This window comes from Burkholderia sp. Bmkn7, from assembly GCF_041103175.1.
In the GTDB taxonomy this organism is placed as follows: Bacteria; Pseudomonadota; Gammaproteobacteria; order Burkholderiales; family Burkholderiaceae; genus Burkholderia; species Burkholderia cepacia.
Genome location: NZ_JBGCUH010000003.1, coordinates 3,434,122 through 3,451,693 on the forward strand (window position 1 = coordinate 3,434,122; position 17,572 = coordinate 3,451,693).

Consider the following 17,572-nt stretch of genomic DNA (forward strand, 5'->3'; position numbering starts at 1 on the left):
CAGGCGTGCCGGCGATCAGTGGCCGGCGAATTCGGTGACGGTATAAACCGGCAATCCCGCGTTGCGCAGCAGCGCCGAGCCGCCGAGATCGGGCAGGTCGATGATCGCCGCGCCTTCGACGACCTCCGCGCCGAGCCGCTGCAGCAGGTTGCGCCCCGCCATCATCGTGCCGCCGGTCGCGATCAGGTCGTCCATGATGATCACGCGGTCGCCGGGGCGGCACGCGTCTTCATGGATCTCGACCGTCGCGCTGCCGTATTCGAGGTCGTACGATTCCGAGCGCGTCTTGTACGGCAGCTTGCCGACCTTGCGGATCGGCACGAAGCCGACGCTCAGCTCGTACGCGACGATCGGCGCGATGATAAAGCCGCGCGCGTCGAGGCCCGCGACGTAGTCGAGCTTCGCATCGACATAACGCTCGACGAACAGGTCGACGAGGATGCGCAACGCCTTCGGGCTCTGCAGCAGCGTCGTGATGTCGCGGAACATCACGCCCGGCTGCGGCCAGTCGGGCACCGTGCGGATCTGGCTGTGGATGAAGGCGACCGGATCGAGCGGTGCGCCCGACGACGAATGCGGCATGAAACTCTCCGAAAAAAACGGTGCGCGAAGATCGGGCACCGTTTCGAATAAATACGGGTCAGGTTATCAATCCATGCGCGGCTCAGGCTGCCGCGGCCGGCGGATCGCGCCGATGGCGCGACAGCCGCTCCTCCGCGAGCGCGAGTGCCTCGGGCAACCCGCGCAGCACGACGATGTCGCTCGCGCGCAGCTTGGTCTGCGGATCGGGTTCGACGCCGCGGATGCCGTGCCGGCGGATCGCCGTGACTTCGAGCCCGAGTGCATACAGCCCGAGTTCTTCCAGCGAACGCCCGACCGCGTCCGCGCGCGCATCGACCGGCACCGATTGTAGCCGCACCTGCTCGTGGTCGTCGTCGTCCGCATCGTCCGCGCCGCGGAAATAGCCGCGCAGCAGGCTGTAGCGCTCGTCGCGCATTTCCTCGACGCGCCGCACGACCTTGCGCATCGGCACGCCCACCAGCACCAGCGTGTGCGACGCGAGCATCAGGCTGCCCTCGACGATCTCCGGAATCACCTCGGTCGCACCCGCCGCGAGCAGCTTCTCGAGATCGGCATCGTCGACGGTGCGCACGATCGCGGGCAGCGTCGGCTCGAGTTCGTGTACGTGGTGAAGCACGCGCAGCGCGGACGGCGTGTTCGCATAGGTGATCGCCACCGCCGCCGCGCGATGGATACCGGCCGCGAGCAGCGACTCGCGGCGCGCCGCGTCGCCGAACACGACCGATTCGCCGGCCGCCGCGGCCGCGCTCACACGATCGGGGTCGAGGTCGAGCGCGACGTACGAAATGCCTTCCTGTTCGAGCATCCGCGCGAGGTTCTGGCCCGCGCGGCCATAACCGCAGATGATCACGTGGCCGCGCTGCTTGAGGCTTTGCGTCGCGATCCGCGTCATCTGCAGCGACTGCTGCATCCATTCCGTAGACGAAAGCCGCATCACGATCCGGTCGGCGTTCTGGATCAGGAACGGCGCGGCGAGCATCGACAGCAGCATCGACGCGAGGATCGCCTGCAGCAGCGTCGAATCGACGAGATGCCGGTCGAGGATCAGGTTCAGCAGCACGAAGCCGAATTCCCCGGCCTGCGCGAGCCCGATGCCGGTGCGCATCGCGACACCCGGCGTCGCGCCGAACAGCCGTGCGAGACCGGCGATCATCGTCCCCTTGAACAGGATCTGCCCGACGAAGAAACCGAGCACGAGGAACGGATGCTCCCAGATCACGCGCGGATCGAGCAGCATCCCCGTCGTCACGAAGAACAGGCCGAGCAGCACGTCGCGGAACGGCTTGATGTCCTCTTCCACCTGATGGCGGAACGGCGTCTCGGAAATGAGCATCCCCGCGATGAACGCGCCGAGCGCGAGCGACAGGCCGAAGCGGTCGGTGATGAACGCGGCGCCGAGCGTGACGAGCAGCAGGTTCAGCACGAACAGCTCCTGCGAGCGGCGCCGCGCGACGACGTTGAGCCAGCGCGTCATGAAGCGCTGGCCGATGACCAGCAGCAGCGTGAGCGCGATCACGATCTTGACGGCCGCGAAGCCGAGCGTGAGCGCGAGGTCCTTCGACGATTCGGCGCCGAACGCGGCGATCACGATCAGCAGCGGCACCACCGCGAGATCCTGGAACAGCAGCACGCCGAAGATGTTGCGGCCGTGTTCGGTCTCGATCTCGAGCCGCTCGGCGAGCATTTTCGACACGATCGCCGTCGACGACATCGCGAGCGCGCCGCCGAGCGCGATGCTGCCCTGCCACGTGATGTGTACCCAGTGCTCGAACAGCATGCCGAGCACGAGCGCGAGCACGAGTGTCGCGACGACCTGCAGCAGCCCGAGCCCGAACACGAGCCGCTGCATCGCCCTCAGCTTCGCCAGCGAAAACTCGAGGCCGATCGAAAACATCAGGAACACCACGCCGAATTCCGCGAGATGCTCCGCGCGCTCGAGGTCGGCCGCGATGCCGAAGGCGTGCGGGCCGACCAGGATGCCGACGGTCAGGTAGCCGAGCATCGGCGGCAGGTTCAGCGAACGGAATACGACGACGCCCACCACCGATGCCAGCAGCAGCAGGAGCGTCATTTCGAGCGGGGAAATCACGGGCAAAGCGTCCTCGTTCGTCGGGGCCACGGGAAAGCGGGCGCGGCAGGGTGGCGGTGGACAGGCGACATCGGACGAGTCCGAAGGCCCGGCGCGGCGAACAAACGCCTTTGCTATACTCCGCGCATGATAGCGAAAATCAATGATGATCGGGCGCTCGCGCTCGCCCGCGACGTGCTCGACATCGAGGCGGACGCCGTGCGCGCGCTGCGCGACCAGCTCGACGGCGGCTTCGTCCAGGCCGTCGCGCTGCTGCTCGGCTGCCGCGGCCGCGTGGTGGTGTCCGGTATCGGCAAATCGGGGCATATCGCCCGCAAGATCGCGGCCACGCTGGCCAGCACCGGCACGCCGGCCTTCTTCGTCCACCCCGCCGAGGCCAGCCACGGCGACCTCGGGATGGTCACCTCCGACGACGTCTTCATCGGCATCTCTTATTCCGGCGAATCGGAAGAACTCGTCGCGATCCTGCCGCTCGTGAAGCGGATCGGCGCGAAACTGATCGCGATCACGGGCCGCGCGGGATCGAGCCTCGGCACGCTCGCCGACGTGAACCTGAACGCCGCGGTCTCGAAAGAGGCCTGCCCGCTGAACCTCGCGCCCACCGCGAGCACGACCGCCGCGCTCGCGCTCGGCGACGCGCTCGCCGTTGCGGTGCTCGACGCGCGCGGCTTCGGTTCGGAAGATTTCGCGCGCTCGCACCCGGGCGGCGCGCTCGGCCGGCGCCTGCTCACCTACGTGCGCGACGTGATGCGCTCGGGCGACGACGTCCCGTCCGTCGGGCTCGACGCGACGCTGTCGGACGCGCTGTTCCAGATCACCGCGAAGCGCCTCGGCATGACCGCCGTGGTCGACGCCGATGGCAAGGTCGCCGGCATCTTCACCGACGGCGACCTGCGCCGCGTGCTCGCGCGCGACGGCGACTTCCGCACGTTGTCGATCACCGACGTGATGACGCGCGACCCGCGCACGATCGCACCGGATCACCTGGCGGTCGAGGCCGTGGAACTGATGGAGCGCCATCGGATCAACCAGATGCTGGTGGTCGATGCCGACGGCGCGCTGATCGGCGCGCTGAACATGCACGACCTGTTTTCGAAGAAGGTGATCTGATGAGCGCAGCGCTGACTGCGGCCGAACGCGCGAGCCGCGTGAAGCTGATGATTTTCGACGTCGACGGCGTGCTGACCGACGGCGGCCTGCTGTTTACAGCGGCCGGCGACACGATGAAGTCGTTCAATTCCCTCGACGGCCACGGCGTGAAGCTGCTCGGCGAAGCCGGCATCGCAACCGCGATCATCACGGGCCGCCGCTCGGAAATCGTCGCGGCACGCGCGAAGGAAATGAAGATCGCGCACCTGTTCCAGGGCGTCGAGAACAAGCTTGCCGTGTTCGCCGATCTCATCGCATCGCTCGGCCTCGCCGCCGACCAATGCGGCTACATGGGCGACGACTGGCCCGACCTGCCCGTGATGCTGCGCTGCGGCTTCGCGACCGCCCCCGCGAATGCGCACCCCGAGGTGATCGCCCGCGCGCACTGGGTGGCCGAGGCCCGCGGCGGCCACGGCGCCGTACGCGAAGTCTGCGATGCGATCCTGCGCGCGCAGCGCCGCTACGACGCGCTTCTCGCGGCTGCCTGCGGAGCCTGACGGATGAACACGCATTTCCGCTGGACCCAGCTGCTGCCGCTCGTCGCGGTCGCCGCGCTCGCGGGCATCACCTGGTGGCTGCTGCAGGCCACGCTGCCGCCGCCCGGCGAGGGCACCGCGCAGCCGAAGCGCCACACGCCCGACTATTTCGCGGACAACTTCTCGGTCACCGAGCTCGACCAGTCCGGCTCGACCCAGTACCGGCTCACGGCCGCGAAGCTGATCCACTACGAAGACACCGAAAACAGCGACCTGACCGATCCGGCGATGCGCGCGTTCCAGCCCGGCAAGCCGGTCGTGACGACCACCGCGAAGCGCGGCATCGTCAACGGCGACGTGTCGATCGTCGACTTGTACGACGACGCGCGCATCCTGCGCGCAGCCGGCGGCGGCGATCCGCAGATGCAGGCCGATTCCCAGCATTTCCGGATCTTCGTCAATGACGATGTGATCCAGACCGAAAAGCCGGTTAAACTTCAGCGCGGCCTGTCGCTCGTCAACGCGACCGACGGCATGAAGTACAACAACGTCACCCGGGTCATCGAGCTTTACGGCAACGTGCGCGGCACGATCGCCGCGGCGGACACGTCCGGCGGCTCGAAAGGTCAACCCAAGTGACGCATCCCTCACGTGACTGCATGAACGAACCGTTCCCTCGACAGAATTCCGGCGGCGCTGCGCGCGCCGTCCGCGCCGCGCTTGCCGCGGCGCTCGTGGCGCTCCCGCTGGCCGGGCTGGCGCCGCTCGCCCATGCCGAGAAGGCCGACCAGAACAAGCCGATCAACGTCGAGGCCGACAACCTGACCTATGACGACCTGAAGCAGGTCACGGTCGCGACCGGCAATGTCGTGATCACGAAGGGCACGATCATCATCAAGGGCGATCGCGTCGAAGTGCGACAGGACCCGGAAGGCTATCAGTACGCCACCTCGTTCGGCAGCGGCAAGAAGCACGCGACGTTCCGCCAGAAGCGCGAAGGCCTCGACGAGTACATCGACGGCGACGCCGAGCGCATCGACTACGACGGCAAGCAGGACCTGACCACGCTGACCACCGCCGCGACCGTGCGCCGCCTGCAGGGCACGTCGACCGTCGCCGATACCGTGCACGGCAGCGTGATTACGTACGACGGCCAGCGCGACTTCTACACCGCGAAGGGCGGCAAGGACGTCGCCGCGCCGGGCAACCCGAACGGCCGCGTGCGCGCGATGCTGTCGCCGAAGAACGGCGGCCCCGCGCCGCTGAACGGCGCGCCGGCGAAGCTGTCGCCGTCGACCACGATCCAGGGGGCGCCGGGCCAATGAACGCACTACCGAACCGCCAGCCGGCCGGCACCACGAGTTCGCTCGTGGTCCGCAACCTGAAGAAGCGCTACGGCTCGCGCACGGTCGTCAAGGACGTGTCGCTCGACGTGAAGAGCGGCGAAGTCGTCGGCCTGCTCGGCCCGAACGGTGCCGGCAAGACCACGTCGTTCTACATGATCGTCGGCCTCGTGCCGCTCGATGCGGGCGAGATCTCGCTGAACGGCAGCTCGATCAGCCTGCTGCCGATCCACAAGCGAGCATCGCTCGGCCTGTCGTACCTGCCGCAGGAAGCGTCGGTGTTCCGCAAGCTGACCGTCGAGGAAAACATCCGCGCGGTGCTCGAGTTGCAGCACGGCGAAGACGGCAAGCGGCTGTCGAAGGACGCAATCGCGTCGCGCACCGAAGCGCTGCTCGACGAGCTGCAGATCGGCCACCTGCGCGAGAACCCCGCGCTGTCGCTGTCAGGCGGCGAGCGGCGCCGGGTCGAAATCGCGCGCGCGCTCGCGACCAACCCGAACTTCATCCTGCTCGACGAACCGTTCGCCGGCGTCGACCCGATCGCGGTGCTCGAGATCCAGAAGATCGTCAAGTTCCTGAAGCAGCGCAACATCGGCGTGCTGATTACCGATCACAACGTCCGCGAAACGCTCGGCATCTGCGACCACGCATACATCATCAGCGACGGTTCGGTGCTCGCCGCCGGTGCGCCGAGCGAAATCATCGAAAACGAAAGCGTGCGCCGCGTGTACCTCGGCGAACACTTCCGGATGTAACTCCCCTTCGTGGCTGGCTGCACCCCGCCCGGCATCGCCGCGCGGGGCCGCGCCCTGCTCTGCAACCACGCCCGCGGCCGTGCCCGCGGCCGGGCGGCGCGCCGCGCGTAATCGCGGATGGCTCAACGCGCCTGGGTCGTGGCAAACTGCCGGTATGACTCCCTCCTTGCCATGAAAGCCAGCCTTCAACTCCGCCTGTCGCAACATCTGGCGCTGACGCCCCAGCTACAGCAGTCGATCCGGCTCCTGCAGTTGTCGACGCTCGAATTGCAGCAGGAAGTCGCGATGGCCGTCGCGCAGAACCCGCTGCTCGAGAACGATGACGAATGGATCGCGAGCCCGCTGCGTGTCGCAGCGGACGGATCGTTGATCGCGCAGACGCCCCCCGCCCAGAACACCGAGCCCGCTGCGACAAACAGTAGCAGTTCGTCGAGCGAGCGCGCCGAGCGCGACGAACCGGCCGGCGCGGACGAATACGACGGTTACGCGTCCGGCGACGGCAACGACGGCCCGCAGTGGAACCTCGACGAATTCGGCCGCGCGAGCGGCGCGTCCGACGACGACGACCTCCCGCCGCTGCAGGTGCAGGAAGCGGCGACGTCGCTGCGTGACCACCTGTCCGCGCAATTGCGCGTCACGCAGGCCAGCCCGCGCGATCGCGCGCTCGTGATGTTCCTGATCGAATCGCTCGACGACGACGGCTACCTGACCGCCACGCTCGACGAAGTGCTCGCCGACCTGCCGCCCGAGCTGGAAATCGACTGCGACGAACTGAACGCGGCGCTCGCGCTGCTGCACAGCTTCGACCCGGCCGGGGTCGGCGCCCGCTCGGCATCCGAATGCCTGAAGCTGCAGTTGCTGCGCCTCGATCCGTCCCCGACACGCACGCTCGCACTCGAGATCGTGTCGCAGCATCTCGAACTGCTCGCCGCCCGCGACTTCACGCGGCTGCGCAAGCACCTGAAGGCGAGCGACGACGCGCTGCGCGACGCGCACACGCTGATCCGCTCGCTGGAGCCGTTCCCCGGCGCCGCATACGGCAAGGCCGAGGCCGACTACGTCGTGCCCGACATCATCGTGAAGAAGGCCGGCCAGGGATGGCTCGCGGAGCTCAATCCGGAGGTCGTGCCGCGCCTGCGGATCAACAACCTCTACGCGAACATCCTGCGCAACAGCCGCGGCGATCCGTCGGCCGGCTCGCTCAAGCAGCAGCTCCAGGAAGCACGCTGGCTGATCAAGAATATCCAGCAGCGATTCGACACGATCCTGCGTGTCGCGCAGGCGATTGTCGAGCGTCAAAAGAACTTCTTTGCGCACGGTGAAATTGCCATGCGCCCCTTGGTTTTGCGGGAAATAGCTGATACGCTGGGCCTACACGAGTCGACTGTCAGCCGTGTGACAACCGGGAAGTACATGCTGACCCCGTTCGGGACGCTTGAATTTAAGTACTTCTTCGGATCTCACGTCTCGACCGACACCGGTGGCGCCGCCTCGTCGACCGCCATCCGAGCCCTCATCAAGCAACTGATAGGAGCTGAAGACCCAAAATCGCCACTTTCGGACAGCCGCATTGCCGAGCTGCTGGCAGAACAGGGGTTCGTGGTCGCGCGCCGCACGGTTGCGAAGTATCGCGAAGCCCTCAAAATCCCGGCAGTGAATCTGCGCAAGTCTCTTTAAGCCTGCTGCCTGCCCGGCGGCGGGCGTGTTCCGGCCACCGCGCACACGGGGAACAGGCCGGGCGACCTGTCCGCGATACGCCGCCTCGTGCGGCATGGGCAAGTCGACCGGAGCGCCGCCTCGATGCGGCCGGGTGGTCACTCGCTTGGAGAAGCACTATGAACCTGAAGATCAGTGGACATCATCTCGAAGTCACGCCTGCAATTCGCGAATACGTGATCACCAAGCTGGACCGGGTGCTACGGCATAGCGATCAGGTGATCGATGGCACTGTGATCCTCTCGGTCGACAATCACAAGGAAAAGGACAAGCAGCAGCGCGCGGAAATCAATCTGCACCTGAAGGGCAAGGACATCTTCGTCGAAAGCGCGAACGGTAACCTGTATGCGGCGATCGACCTGCTGATCGACAAGCTGGACCGTCAGGTCGTCAAGCACATGGAGCGCCTGCAAACGCACGCGCACGACCCGATCAAGCTTCAACCGTCGATCGACCAGATCGAACTGCCGCCGCAGTAACCTTCACCGCAACACACACGTCGCCCGGCTCGCCGGGCGTTTTTTTTGCGACTCCGCGCGGTGGTGCAACCGGTCCGTCCACGCTGCGCCACGCACGCAGCTGTGCTCTATAATGTTCCGGTTATCGCCGGGGGGGCGCTGGATGCGGTAGCTGCCTTGCAGATTGCCGATGCAGAACGCCTTGATATCGCCGAACATGGATGATCAGTCTGCCGCCGCAAGGAGACCCCAGGCCGCCCAATCGCCTGCCAACATGAATCGCCTAGCCAAAATCCTGCCCATAGAGAACGTCGTCATCGACCTCTCAGTCACCAGCAAGAAACGCGTGTTCGAACAAGCCGGGCTGATGTTCGAGAATCAGAACGGCATCGCCCGCAGCACCGTCACGGACAACCTGTTCGCGCGCGAGCGCCTCGGCTCGACCGGGCTCGGCGAGGGCGTCGCGATTCCGCACGGGCGCATCAAGGGTCTCAAGCACCCGCTCGCCGCGTTCGTCCGGCTCGCCGATGCGATCCCGTTCGAAGCCCCCGACGGCCAGCCGGTCGGCCTCCTGATCTTCCTGCTCGTGCCCGAGCAAGCCACCCAGCAACACCTCGAGATCCTGTCGGAAATCGCGCAACTGCTGTCCGATCGCGACGCGCGCGAGCGTCTGCACAACGAAACGGATATCGCCGAGTTGCATCGCCTGCTCACTCAGTGGCAACCTTGAGTTGATCCGGGCGGATTATTTTCCCGTACGAGGCGGCACATGCCGCCGTCCAGGGCCGCCCGGCGCCGGCCCGGCATGGCGACGTCCGTCGCCGCGCGCATGCACCGGCCCATTGGAGTGACGGAGCAGTCATGGATACGTCCAGCATCAACGCCCAGAGCATCTTCGACGACAACGCGGCCACGCTGAAACTGAGCTGGCTGACGGGGCATGAAGGCTGGGAACGCGGCTTTTCGGCCGACACCGTCGGCAATGCCACCTCGAGCGCCGACCTTGTCGGCCACCTGAACCTGATCCACCCGAACCGGATCCAGGTGCTCGGCGAAGCCGAAATCGACTACTACCAGCGGCAAACCGACGAAGACCGCTCGCGCCACATGGCCGAGCTGATCGCCCTCGAACCGCCGTTCCTCGTCGTCGCAGGCGGCGCCGCCGCCCCGCCCGAACTCGTGCTGCGCTGTACGCGCTCGTCGACCCCGCTGTTCACGACGCCGATGTCGGCCGCCGCGGTGATCGACAGCCTGCGGCTCTACATGTCGCGGATCCTCGCGCCGCGCGCGACGCTGCACGGCGTGTTCATCGACATCCTCGGGATGGGCGTGCTGCTGACCGGCGATTCGGGCCTCGGCAAGAGCGAACTCGGCCTCGAGCTGATCAGCCGCGGCCACGGACTCGTCGCCGACGACGCGGTCGATTTCGTCCGACTTGGCCCCGATTTCGTCGAAGGGCGCTGCCCGCCGCTGCTGCAGAACCTGCTCGAGGTGCGCGGCCTCGGCCTGCTCGACATCAAGACGATCTTCGGTGAAACCGCCGTGCGGCGGAAAATGAAGCTGAAGCTGATCGTGCAGCTCGTGCGGCGCCCCGACGGCGAATTCCAGCGCCTGCCGCTCGAAAGCCAGACCGTCGACGTGCTCGGTTTGCCGATCAGCAAGGTCACGATCCAGGTTGCAGCCGGCCGCAACCTCGCGGTGCTCGTCGAGGCAGCCGTCCGGAACACGATCCTGCAGTTGCGCGGAATCGACACGTTGCGCGATTTCATGGATCGGCAACGACTCGCGATGCAAGATCCCGACAGTCAATTCCCCGGCAAACTGGTGTAACCCGCACGCGCCGGCCACGCAACGCCGACGCGTCGAGCCGGTGCTATGATGAAACGTCAGGATTCTCTGCTTCCCATGCGCATCGTCCTCATCACCGGCATCTCCGGCTCAGGCAAGTCCGTCGCGCTGAACGCGCTCGAAGACGCAGGCTATTACTGCGTCGACAACCTGCCGCCGCACGTGCTCCCCGAACTTGCCCGCTACCTCGCGGAGGACGGCCAGCACCGGCTCGCGGTCGCGATCGACGCGCGCTCGAGCGCATCGCTCGACGAAATGCCCGGCCTGATTCGCGAGCTGTCGCGCGAGCATGACGTCCGCGTGCTGTTCCTCAACGCGAGCACCCAGTCGCTGATCCAGCGTTTCTCCGAAACGCGCCGCCGTCATCCGCTGTCCGGCTCGCTGTCGCACGATGCGGACGTCGGCCTGCTGTCGTCGCTCGAGGAAGCGATCGAGCGCGAACGCCACCTCGTCGCGCCGCTCGCCGAATTCGGCCACCAGATCGACACGAGCACGCTGCGCGCGAACGCGCTGCGTACGTGGGTCAAGCGCTTCATCGAGCAGAAGAACAACGACCTGATGGTGATGTTCGAATCGTTCGGTTTCAAGCGCGGCGTGCCGCTCGACGCCGACCTGATGTTCGACGTGCGCGCGCTGCCGAACCCGTACTACGACCACGAGTTGCGCCCGCTCACCGGGCTCGACCAACCGGTCATCGCCTTTCTCGACGCACTGCCGATCGTCCACCAGATGATCGACGACATCCATGCGTTCCTGATGAAATGGCTGCCGCACTTCCGCGATGACAACCGCAGCTACCTGACCGTCGCCATCGGCTGCACGGGCGGGCAGCATCGTTCGGTGTTCATCGCGGAAACGCTTGCCGCGCGCCTCGCGCGCGAGGCGAACGTGATCGTGCGGCATCGTGACGCGCCAGTGGATGTCGACGCGTCGTCGCGGCTCGTCTCAGAGGTCGACCGACCCTAGCGACGCACGCCCCAACGCCCGCGCGCCATGTCCTCCCTATCGACCACCCTGATCGACCTGCCGCTGTTTCCGCTGCACACGGTGCTGTTTCCGGGGGGGCTGCTCCCGCTCAAGGTGTTCGAGGCGCGTTATCTCGACATGTCCCGCGCGTGCCTGCGCGACAACGCGCCGTTCGGCGTGTGCCTGCTGAAGAGCGGGCCCGAAGTCGCGCAGGACGGCGCCGTGTCGGTGCCCGAGACCATCGGCTGCATGGCGCGCATCACCGAGTGCGATACCGGCGAATTCGGCATGCTTTATCTGCAGGCCGTCGGCACGCAGCGTTTCGAGCTGCTGTCGTATCGCGTCGAAGGCAACGGGCTGCTGGTCGGCATCGCGGAGCCGCTGCCCGACGACATCCCGCTCGAAGGCGAGCAGGCGCTCGCTCAATTCGGCTCGTGCGCCGAGGTGCTCGAGCGCATCATCGACGCGCTGAAGAAGTCCGATCCGGAGAAAATGCCGTTCGGCGAACCGTTCCGCCTCGACGATCCGAGCTGGGTGTCGAACCGCCTCGCGGAACTGCTGCCGCTCGACCTGCGCGCACGGCAGAAGCTGATGGAGTTTCCGGACGTCGGCGCACGCATCGATGCCGTGCACCACGTACTCGACCGGCACGGCTGGCTGTAACTACCGCAGCCGATTCCGTCGCGTGTCGCACCCGCCGGAAGACCTTTCCCGCCAGCGGCATCCCGGCGCGTTCCCGAACGCGGCCCGCGCCGCGCCCTTCCCGTTCGTTACAGCAGCGGCCCGCTCAGCGCATCGAGCAGCTTGCGCACGGGCGCCGGCACGCCGTACGCGTCGAGCCGGCTCAGCGGGACCCACGCGGTATCCGCGTCCCGCGCCCCCGAAGGCAGGCCGCCACCGTCGGCCATGTCGCTCAGCCGAGGCTCGATCTCGAGCCGGAAATGCGTAAACGTGTGCGTGAGCGGCGCGAGCGGCACCGTGCCGCCGCCGCCGAAGCCGCGCGCGAGTTCCGCAAGCGCGGCGTCGCCGTCCGCTTGCGGCAGGCTCCACAGCCCGCCCCAGATGCCGGTCGGCGGACGGCGCTCGAGCAGCACGGCGTCACCGTCGCGCAGCACGAGCATCCAGGTCTTGCGTGTCGGCACCGCCTTCTTCGGCCGCGCGGCCGGCAGCTCGCGCTGGCGGCCCGTCGATTGCGCAACGCAATCGCCCGCGAACGGGCAACGCGCGCAATCGGGCTTGCCGCGCACGCACAGTGTCGCGCCGAGATCCATCAGCCCCTGCGTGTACGCGCTCACGTCGGCCGCATTCGCGGCGTCGGGCAACAGCGATTCGGCGAGTGCCCACATGTCGTTCTCGACACGCTTCTCGCCCGGAAAGCCCTCGACGCCGAAAACCCGGGCAAGCACGCGCTTCACGTTGCCGTCGAGGATCGTCGCGCGCGCGCCGTACGCGAACGACGCGATCGCCGCGGCCGTCGAACGGCCGATGCCCGGCAGTTCGGCCAACGCGTCGGGCGTCGCCGGAAACGCGCCGCCGTGCTCGGCGACGACGGCCTGCGCGCAGCGGTGCAGGTTGCGCGCGCGCGAGTAGTAACCGAGGCCCGCCCACAGCGCCATCACGTCGTCGGTCGGCGCGGCCGCGAGCGCGGCGACGTCCGGGTAGCGTTCGAGAAAGCGCGTGTAATACGGGATGACGGTCGATACCTGCGTCTGCTGCAGCATGATTTCCGACAGCCAGATCCGGTACGGATCGCGCGTGTTCTGCCACGGCAGGTCGTGACGGCCATGCTCGCGCTGCCATGCGACCAGGCGCGTGGCGAACGTGCGATGCAGCGGCGTGACGGGGAACGGAGCGGGGGCGATGCGGGGCGGCTTCAAGTTATCTGATCGGGGAAAAGGTTTCAACGCTGAGGTTTCAACGCTGGCAGGTCGGGCAAAAATAAGTCGACCGTTGGCCCTGCACGATCTGGCGAATCGGTGTGCCGCATACGCGGCAGGGTTGGCCGGCACGGTCGTAGACGAAGCAGTCGAGCTGGAAATAGCCGCTTTCGCCGTTGCTGCCGACGAAATCGCGCAACGTGCTGCCGCCACGCTCGATCGCGTCGGCGAGCGTCGCGCGCACCGCGTCGGCCAGCCGCTCGTAGCGCGGCAGCGAGACCTTGCCGGCGGCCGTCGTCGGCCGGATGCCCGCGCGAAACAGGCTCTCCGACGCATAGATGTTGCCGACGCCGACGACCATGTCGCCCGCCAGCAGCGCCTGCTTGACCGACACGGTGCGGCCGCGCGTGCGCGCGTGCAGCAGCGCGCCGGTAAACGCCGGCGAGAACGGCTCGACGCCGAGGCTCGCGAGCAGCGGATGTGCATGCACGTCGCCTGCTTCGCGCGGGTGCCACAGCACCGCGCCGAAACGGCGCGGATCGCGGAACCGCAGCACGAACTCGTCGAAGATCCAGTCGATGTGGTCATGCCTGGCGGCGACCGGCACGCCGTCGGCGGGCAGCACGCGCAGCGTGCCCGTCATGCCGAGATGGACGATGAACCAGCCTGCGTCGACCTCGAACAGCAGGTACTTGCCGCGGCGCTCCACGGCGAGCACCTCGCGCGCGCGCAACTGCTCGGCGAGCCCTGCCGGCACGGGCCAGCGCAACATCTCGGTACGGACGTCGACTCGCTCGACGCGGCGGCCCGCGACAAAGGGCTCGATGCCCCGGCGCGTGACTTCGACTTCTGGCAACTCTGGCATGTTTTACGGGTCTGAGGCTGGATTCACGATCGTGCGTGTATTGTAGCGAGCGCGTTACAATCGGTTGAAACATCGAACGGATTTCCATGACCCTGCCCTCGAAGCTGCTTCTGAAGCGCCCCGCCGCCGTGCGCGGCGCGCGTGCCTTCCCGGTCCGCCGTGCGCTCGGCGCCGCGCTGTTCGCCGCCTGGACCCTCACCGCCTTCCCGGCTCACGCGCAGGATCCGGCATCGGACGACGCGGAACCGCAGGGCGCGTTCGAGCACGTGATGCCGGACGAGCAGAAGAATCTCCCCGGCGTTCCGCTGACGAGCCAGATCGTCTACCAGGTGCTCGCCGCCGAGGTCGCGCTCCAGCGCAACCAGCCCGCGCCGGCCTACCAGACCTACCTCGCGCTTGCCCGCGACACGCGCGATCCGCGCATGGCCCAGCGCGCGACCGAGATCGCGCTCGGTGCGCAGAGCCCGGCCGATGCGCTGTCCGCCGCGAACCTGTGGCGCCAGTACGCACCGGAATCGAACCGGGCGTCGCAAGTCGACGCCGCGCTGCTGGTGCTCGCCGGCAAGCCGGCCGACGCGCAGCCGATGCTCGCGCGCGAGCTGGCCCGGGCGACCGGCGAGACGCGCGGCCCGGCGATCCTCGCGCTGCAGGCGCTGCTCGTGCGCGGCCCCGACCGCGTCGGCGGCCTCGCGGTGCTGAAGGACATGCTGAAGAACGACCTGAACCGGCCCGAGGCTCAGCTCGCGATCGCGCGCCAGCAGCTTGCGGTCGACGACAAGGACGGCGCCGCGCAGTCGCTGAAGCAGGCGCTGCAGATCCGCCCCGACTACCTGCCGGCGGCCCTGATGCTGTCGCAGATGGGGCCTGCGGAACGCGCGGCGGGCATCGCGTCGTTCGAGAAGTATGTTCAGCAGAATCCGAAGTCGCGCGATGCGCGGCTCGCGCTGTCGCAGCTCTATCTCGCCGACGATCGCCTCGACGACGCGCAGAAGCAGTTCGAGACGATGCGCAAGCTCGATTCGAAGGATCCGACGCCGCTGATGGCGCTCGCGCTGATCAAGATCCAGCAGAAGAAGCTCGACGAAGCCACCGCCTACCTGAAGCAGTACGTGCAGCTCGGCGACAAGCAGCCGAACCTCGACGTCGGCCAGGGCTACATCTACCTCGCGCAGATCGCGATCGACCAGAACAACGATGCGCAGGCGTCGCAATGGCTCGACAAGGTCGACCAGACGAGCCAGCACTATCTCCCGGCGCAGATCACGCGCGCGCAACTGCTGCAGAAACAGGGCAAGACCGACGAGGCGCGCAAGGTGCTCGACAACCTGCCGATCACGGATCCGCGCGATGCCGCCGTGGTCGCTCGCACCGACGCGTCGATCCTGTTCACCGCGAAGCGCTATCCGGAAGCCGAGGCCCGGCTCGGGCAGGCGGTCCAGGACTTCCCGGACGATCCCGACCTGCGCTACGACTACGCGATGGCGGCCGAAAAAACCGGCCACTACACGACGATGGAAAAGCAGCTGCGCGAGCTGATCCGCACGCAGCCCGACAATCCGCAGGCGTACAACGCGCTCGGCTATTCGCTCGCCGACCGCAACCAGCGGCTGCCCGAAGCCAGCAAGCTGATCGACAAGGCAATGACGCTCGCGCCGAACGATGCCTACATCATGGACAGTCTCGGCTGGGTGAAGTACCGGATGGGCGATACGGCCGGCGCGGCGAAGGTGCTGCGGCGCGCGTACGAACTGCAGCCGAACGCCGAAATCGGCGCGCATCTCGGCGAAGTGCTGTGGAAGAGCGGCGCGCAGGACGACGCGCGTTCCGCGTGGCGTGACGCGCAGAAGCTCGAGCCGGACAACGAAACGCTCGTGCAGACGCTGAAGCGCCTCCAGATCAACGGCCTCTGATGCAGATGTTCCCGACGTTTTCCCTGTCCTCCCGCGCGCGGCGCACGCTGGCCGCAGCCGGCGCGGCGCTAGCGCTCGCCGGCTGCGCGAGCACGCCGCCGTCGGCCAGCGCGCCGACGGGCGCGCCGCTGCAGACCGCCGCAACGCACGCTTACCATGGCCGCTTCGCGGTGCAGTACGACGACCGTCTCGGCAAGCAGCAGAACGTGTACGGCAACTTCGACTGGCAGGAGCACGGCGACGACGTGTCGCTCGAGCTGCGCAGCCCGCTCGGCCAGACGCTCGCGGTCGTGAAATCGACGCCGCAGGCGGCATCGCTCGAATTGCCGAACCGTCCGACGCAATATGCGCCGGACGTCGGCGACCTGATGCAGAAAACGCTCGGCTTCGAACTGCCGCTCGCGGGCCTGCGCTACTGGCTGCTGCCCACGGCCGCGCCCGCGACCCCTGCGGAGACGGTGCGCGACCCTGCCGACGGCACGCGCGTCAAGCAGATCCGCCAGGACGGCTGGACGATCGACTACCTCGCCTACGCGGATGCCCCGGCCACGGGCGTCAAACGCGTCAACCTCGTGCGCGCGACCCCGCCGCTCGACATCAAGCTCGTGCTCGACCAGTGAGCACCGGCCCAGCCCAGACATACGCATGACCGATTCGACCCGCTCGCTGCGCAATTGCCTTGCGCCCGCGAAACTCAACCTGTTCCTGCACATCACCGGCCGCCGCCCGAACGGCTATCACGATCTGCAGAGCGTGTTCCAGTTGCTGAACTGGGGCGACACGCTGCATTTCACGCTGCGCGACGACGGTCGCGTCGCGCGCGTCACCGACGTGCCCGGCGTGCCCGAGGAAAGCGACCTCGTCGTGCGCGCGGCCAACCTGCTGAAAGCACATACGGGCACCGCGCACGGCGTCGACATCGAGATCGACAAGTGCCTGCCGATGGGGGCCGGCCTTGGCGGCGGCAGCTCCGACGCCGCAACGACGCTGCTCGCACTGAACCGCCTGTGGCGACTCGACCTGCCGCGCGCCGAGCTTCAGTCACTCGCGGTCAAACTCGGCGCAGACGTCCCGTTTTTTATTTTTGGAAAAAATGCGTTCGCAGAGGGTATCGGAGAAGAATTAGCTGAGGTACAATTGCCGACTCGCTGGTTCTTGGTTGTGACGCCAAGCGTTCATGTCCCGACCGCTGAAATATTTTCAGATGAGTTGTTGACAAGAGATACGAAGCCCGTCACAATTGCTGACTTTCTTGCACAGCAAACCAGCGATGCGGGATGGCCAGATAGCTTCGGCCGGAACGACATGCAGGAAGTTGTAACAAGGAAGTACGCGGAAGTTGCGCAGGCGGTTAAAAGGTTGTATGATTTGACCCCCGCGAGGATGACCGGCTCCGGAGCAAGCGTGTTTGCAGCGTTTCACAGCAAGCACGAGGCAGAAGCGGCGAAAGCCAAGCTGCCCGCCAGTTGGAAGGGTGAAGTTGCCGAGAGCCTGAACGAGCATCCGCTCTTCGCTTTCGCGTCATGAAGTTTTACTTT

The 17,572-nt window shown here is 67.0% G+C and carries 18 protein-coding genes; 14 read left to right on the top strand and 4 right to left on the bottom strand.

The genetic code is table 11. The annotated features are described in order from the left end of the window. Positions 1–15: 15 nt before the first annotated feature. Positions 16–582 (bottom strand): adenine phosphoribosyltransferase, encoded by a 567-nt coding sequence (locus tag AB3K92_RS37570; RefSeq protein WP_011353218.1) that lies wholly within the window; start codon positions 580–582, stop codon positions 16–18. Positions 583–664: 82 nt separating this feature from the next. Next, positions 665–2,671 (bottom strand): monovalent cation:proton antiporter family protein, encoded by a 2,007-nt coding sequence (locus AB3K92_RS37575; RefSeq protein ID WP_048028905.1) that lies wholly within the window; start codon positions 2,669–2,671, stop codon positions 665–667. Positions 2,672–2,797: 126 nt separating this feature from the next. Between AB3K92_RS37575 and kdsD the strand changes: the two genes are divergently transcribed. The 11 genes from kdsD (at position 2,798) to AB3K92_RS37630 (ending at position 12,045) form a co-directional block, all read left to right on the top strand. Beyond that, positions 2,798–3,781 (top strand): arabinose 5-phosphate isomerase KdsD, encoded by a 984-nt coding sequence (gene kdsD / locus AB3K92_RS37580; RefSeq protein ID WP_021162595.1) that lies wholly within the window; start codon positions 2,798–2,800, stop codon positions 3,779–3,781. Next, on the top strand, positions 3,781–4,317 hold the full coding sequence (locus AB3K92_RS37585) for an HAD family hydrolase (RefSeq protein WP_021162596.1): 537 nt from the start codon (positions 3,781–3,783) through the stop codon (positions 4,315–4,317). The genes kdsD and AB3K92_RS37585 overlap by 1 nt, the downstream gene beginning before the upstream one ends. A 3-nt stretch (positions 4,318–4,320) precedes the next feature. Then, positions 4,321–4,935, top strand: a complete 615-nt coding sequence (gene lptC, locus AB3K92_RS37590; RefSeq protein WP_021162597.1) for an LPS export ABC transporter periplasmic protein LptC — start codon at positions 4,321–4,323, stop codon at positions 4,933–4,935. Positions 4,936–4,955: 20 nt separating this feature from the next. Continuing rightward, entirely contained in the window at positions 4,956–5,621 is a 666-nt protein-coding gene (gene lptA, locus AB3K92_RS37595; RefSeq protein WP_021162598.1) for a lipopolysaccharide transport periplasmic protein LptA, read from the top strand. Then, complete coding sequence (gene lptB / locus AB3K92_RS37600; RefSeq protein ID WP_021162599.1) at positions 5,618–6,394, top strand: LPS export ABC transporter ATP-binding protein; 777 nt, start codon at positions 5,618–5,620, stop codon at positions 6,392–6,394. The genes lptA and lptB overlap by 4 nt, the downstream gene beginning before the upstream one ends. 171 nt (positions 6,395–6,565) lie before the next feature. After that, positions 6,566–8,071, top strand: coding sequence for an RNA polymerase factor sigma-54 (locus AB3K92_RS37605; RefSeq protein ID WP_042977154.1), 1,506 nt, complete (start codon positions 6,566–6,568; stop codon positions 8,069–8,071). 158 nt (positions 8,072–8,229) lie between these two features. Then, the gene (gene raiA, locus AB3K92_RS37610) at positions 8,230–8,589 is read left to right on the top strand and encodes a ribosome-associated translation inhibitor RaiA (RefSeq protein ID WP_006477786.1); all 360 of its coding nucleotides are present in this window, start codon (positions 8,230–8,232) and stop codon (positions 8,587–8,589) included. A gap of 169 nt (positions 8,590–8,758) precedes the next feature. Further along, positions 8,759–9,298, top strand: a complete 540-nt coding sequence (locus tag AB3K92_RS37615) for a PTS sugar transporter subunit IIA (RefSeq protein WP_034195946.1) — start codon at positions 8,759–8,761, stop codon at positions 9,296–9,298. A gap of 131 nt (positions 9,299–9,429) precedes the next feature. Beyond that, on the top strand, positions 9,430–10,398 hold the full coding sequence (gene hprK / locus AB3K92_RS37620; RefSeq protein ID WP_011353227.1) for an HPr(Ser) kinase/phosphatase: 969 nt from the start codon (positions 9,430–9,432) through the stop codon (positions 10,396–10,398). A 75-nt stretch (positions 10,399–10,473) separates the two neighbouring features. Further along, complete coding sequence (rapZ, locus tag AB3K92_RS37625; RefSeq protein ID WP_021162602.1) at positions 10,474–11,382, top strand: RNase adapter RapZ; 909 nt, start codon at positions 10,474–10,476, stop codon at positions 11,380–11,382. Between the two features lie 27 nt (positions 11,383–11,409). Further along, positions 11,410–12,045, top strand: a complete 636-nt coding sequence (locus AB3K92_RS37630) for an LON peptidase substrate-binding domain-containing protein (RefSeq protein WP_021162603.1) — start codon at positions 11,410–11,412, stop codon at positions 12,043–12,045. Between the two features lie 107 nt (positions 12,046–12,152). On the opposite strand, the gene mutY is transcribed toward AB3K92_RS37630, so the two are convergent. Next, positions 12,153–13,259, bottom strand: coding sequence for an A/G-specific adenine glycosylase (gene mutY, locus AB3K92_RS37635; protein WP_027789101.1), 1,107 nt, complete (start codon positions 13,257–13,259; stop codon positions 12,153–12,155). Positions 13,260–13,296: 37 nt separating this feature from the next. Continuing rightward, positions 13,297–14,124, bottom strand: a complete 828-nt coding sequence (mutM, locus tag AB3K92_RS37640) for a bifunctional DNA-formamidopyrimidine glycosylase/DNA-(apurinic or apyrimidinic site) lyase (RefSeq protein ID WP_042977157.1) — start codon at positions 14,122–14,124, stop codon at positions 13,297–13,299. Positions 14,125–14,210: 86 nt separating this feature from the next. Here mutM and AB3K92_RS37645 point away from each other — a divergent pair, with 86 nt between their 5' ends. From AB3K92_RS37645 to ispE, 3 genes are read left to right on the top strand one after another with little or no spacing between them, the layout of a single operon-like run. After that, positions 14,211–16,034, top strand: a complete 1,824-nt coding sequence (locus AB3K92_RS37645) for a tetratricopeptide repeat protein (protein WP_048025673.1) — start codon at positions 14,211–14,213, stop codon at positions 16,032–16,034. Then, positions 16,034–16,654 carry a lipoprotein insertase outer membrane protein LolB gene (gene lolB / locus AB3K92_RS37650; RefSeq protein WP_369466807.1) on the top strand — a complete coding sequence of 207 codons (621 nt, stop codon included), beginning with the start codon at positions 16,034–16,036 and terminating at the stop codon, positions 16,652–16,654. Before AB3K92_RS37645 ends, lolB begins: the two co-directional genes overlap by 1 nt. Positions 16,655–16,679: 25 nt before the next feature. Further along, the gene (gene ispE, locus AB3K92_RS37655) at positions 16,680–17,561 is read left to right on the top strand and encodes a 4-(cytidine 5'-diphospho)-2-C-methyl-D-erythritol kinase (RefSeq protein ID WP_059489857.1); all 882 of its coding nucleotides are present in this window, start codon (positions 16,680–16,682) and stop codon (positions 17,559–17,561) included. Positions 17,562–17,572: the final 11 nt, after the last annotated feature.

What these genes read in the sequence shown, in the direction of transcription:
- kdsD (WP_021162595.1), top strand. Translation starts at nt 2,798, where the DNA reads ATGATAGCGAAAATCAATGATGATCGGGCGCTCGCGCTCGCCCGCGAC.
- lolB (WP_369466807.1), top strand. Translation starts at nt 16,034, where the DNA reads ATGCAGATGTTCCCGACGTTTTCCCTGTCCTCCCGCGCGCGGCGCACG.
- raiA (WP_006477786.1), top strand. Translation starts at nt 8,230, where the DNA reads ATGAACCTGAAGATCAGTGGACATCATCTCGAAGTCACGCCTGCAATT.
- AB3K92_RS37570 (WP_011353218.1), bottom strand. Translation starts at nt 582, where the DNA reads ATGCCGCATTCGTCGTCGGGCGCACCGCTCGATCCGGTCGCCTTCATC.
- mutM (WP_042977157.1), bottom strand. Translation starts at nt 14,124, where the DNA reads ATGCCAGAGTTGCCAGAAGTCGAAGTCACGCGCCGGGGCATCGAGCCC.
- lptB (WP_021162599.1), top strand. Translation starts at nt 5,618, where the DNA reads ATGAACGCACTACCGAACCGCCAGCCGGCCGGCACCACGAGTTCGCTC.
- AB3K92_RS37630 (WP_021162603.1), top strand. Translation starts at nt 11,410, where the DNA reads ATGTCCTCCCTATCGACCACCCTGATCGACCTGCCGCTGTTTCCGCTG.
- ispE (WP_059489857.1), top strand. Translation starts at nt 16,680, where the DNA reads ATGACCGATTCGACCCGCTCGCTGCGCAATTGCCTTGCGCCCGCGAAA.
- rapZ (WP_021162602.1), top strand. Translation starts at nt 10,474, where the DNA reads ATGCGCATCGTCCTCATCACCGGCATCTCCGGCTCAGGCAAGTCCGTC.
- lptC (WP_021162597.1), top strand. Translation starts at nt 4,321, where the DNA reads ATGAACACGCATTTCCGCTGGACCCAGCTGCTGCCGCTCGTCGCGGTC.
- AB3K92_RS37645 (WP_048025673.1), top strand. Translation starts at nt 14,211, where the DNA reads ATGACCCTGCCCTCGAAGCTGCTTCTGAAGCGCCCCGCCGCCGTGCGC.
- lptA (WP_021162598.1), top strand. Translation starts at nt 4,956, where the DNA reads ATGAACGAACCGTTCCCTCGACAGAATTCCGGCGGCGCTGCGCGCGCC.
- hprK (WP_011353227.1), top strand. Translation starts at nt 9,430, where the DNA reads ATGGATACGTCCAGCATCAACGCCCAGAGCATCTTCGACGACAACGCG.
- AB3K92_RS37615 (WP_034195946.1), top strand. Translation starts at nt 8,759, where the DNA reads ATGCAGAACGCCTTGATATCGCCGAACATGGATGATCAGTCTGCCGCC.
- AB3K92_RS37585 (WP_021162596.1), top strand. Translation starts at nt 3,781, where the DNA reads ATGAGCGCAGCGCTGACTGCGGCCGAACGCGCGAGCCGCGTGAAGCTG.
- AB3K92_RS37605 (WP_042977154.1), top strand. Translation starts at nt 6,566, where the DNA reads ATGAAAGCCAGCCTTCAACTCCGCCTGTCGCAACATCTGGCGCTGACG.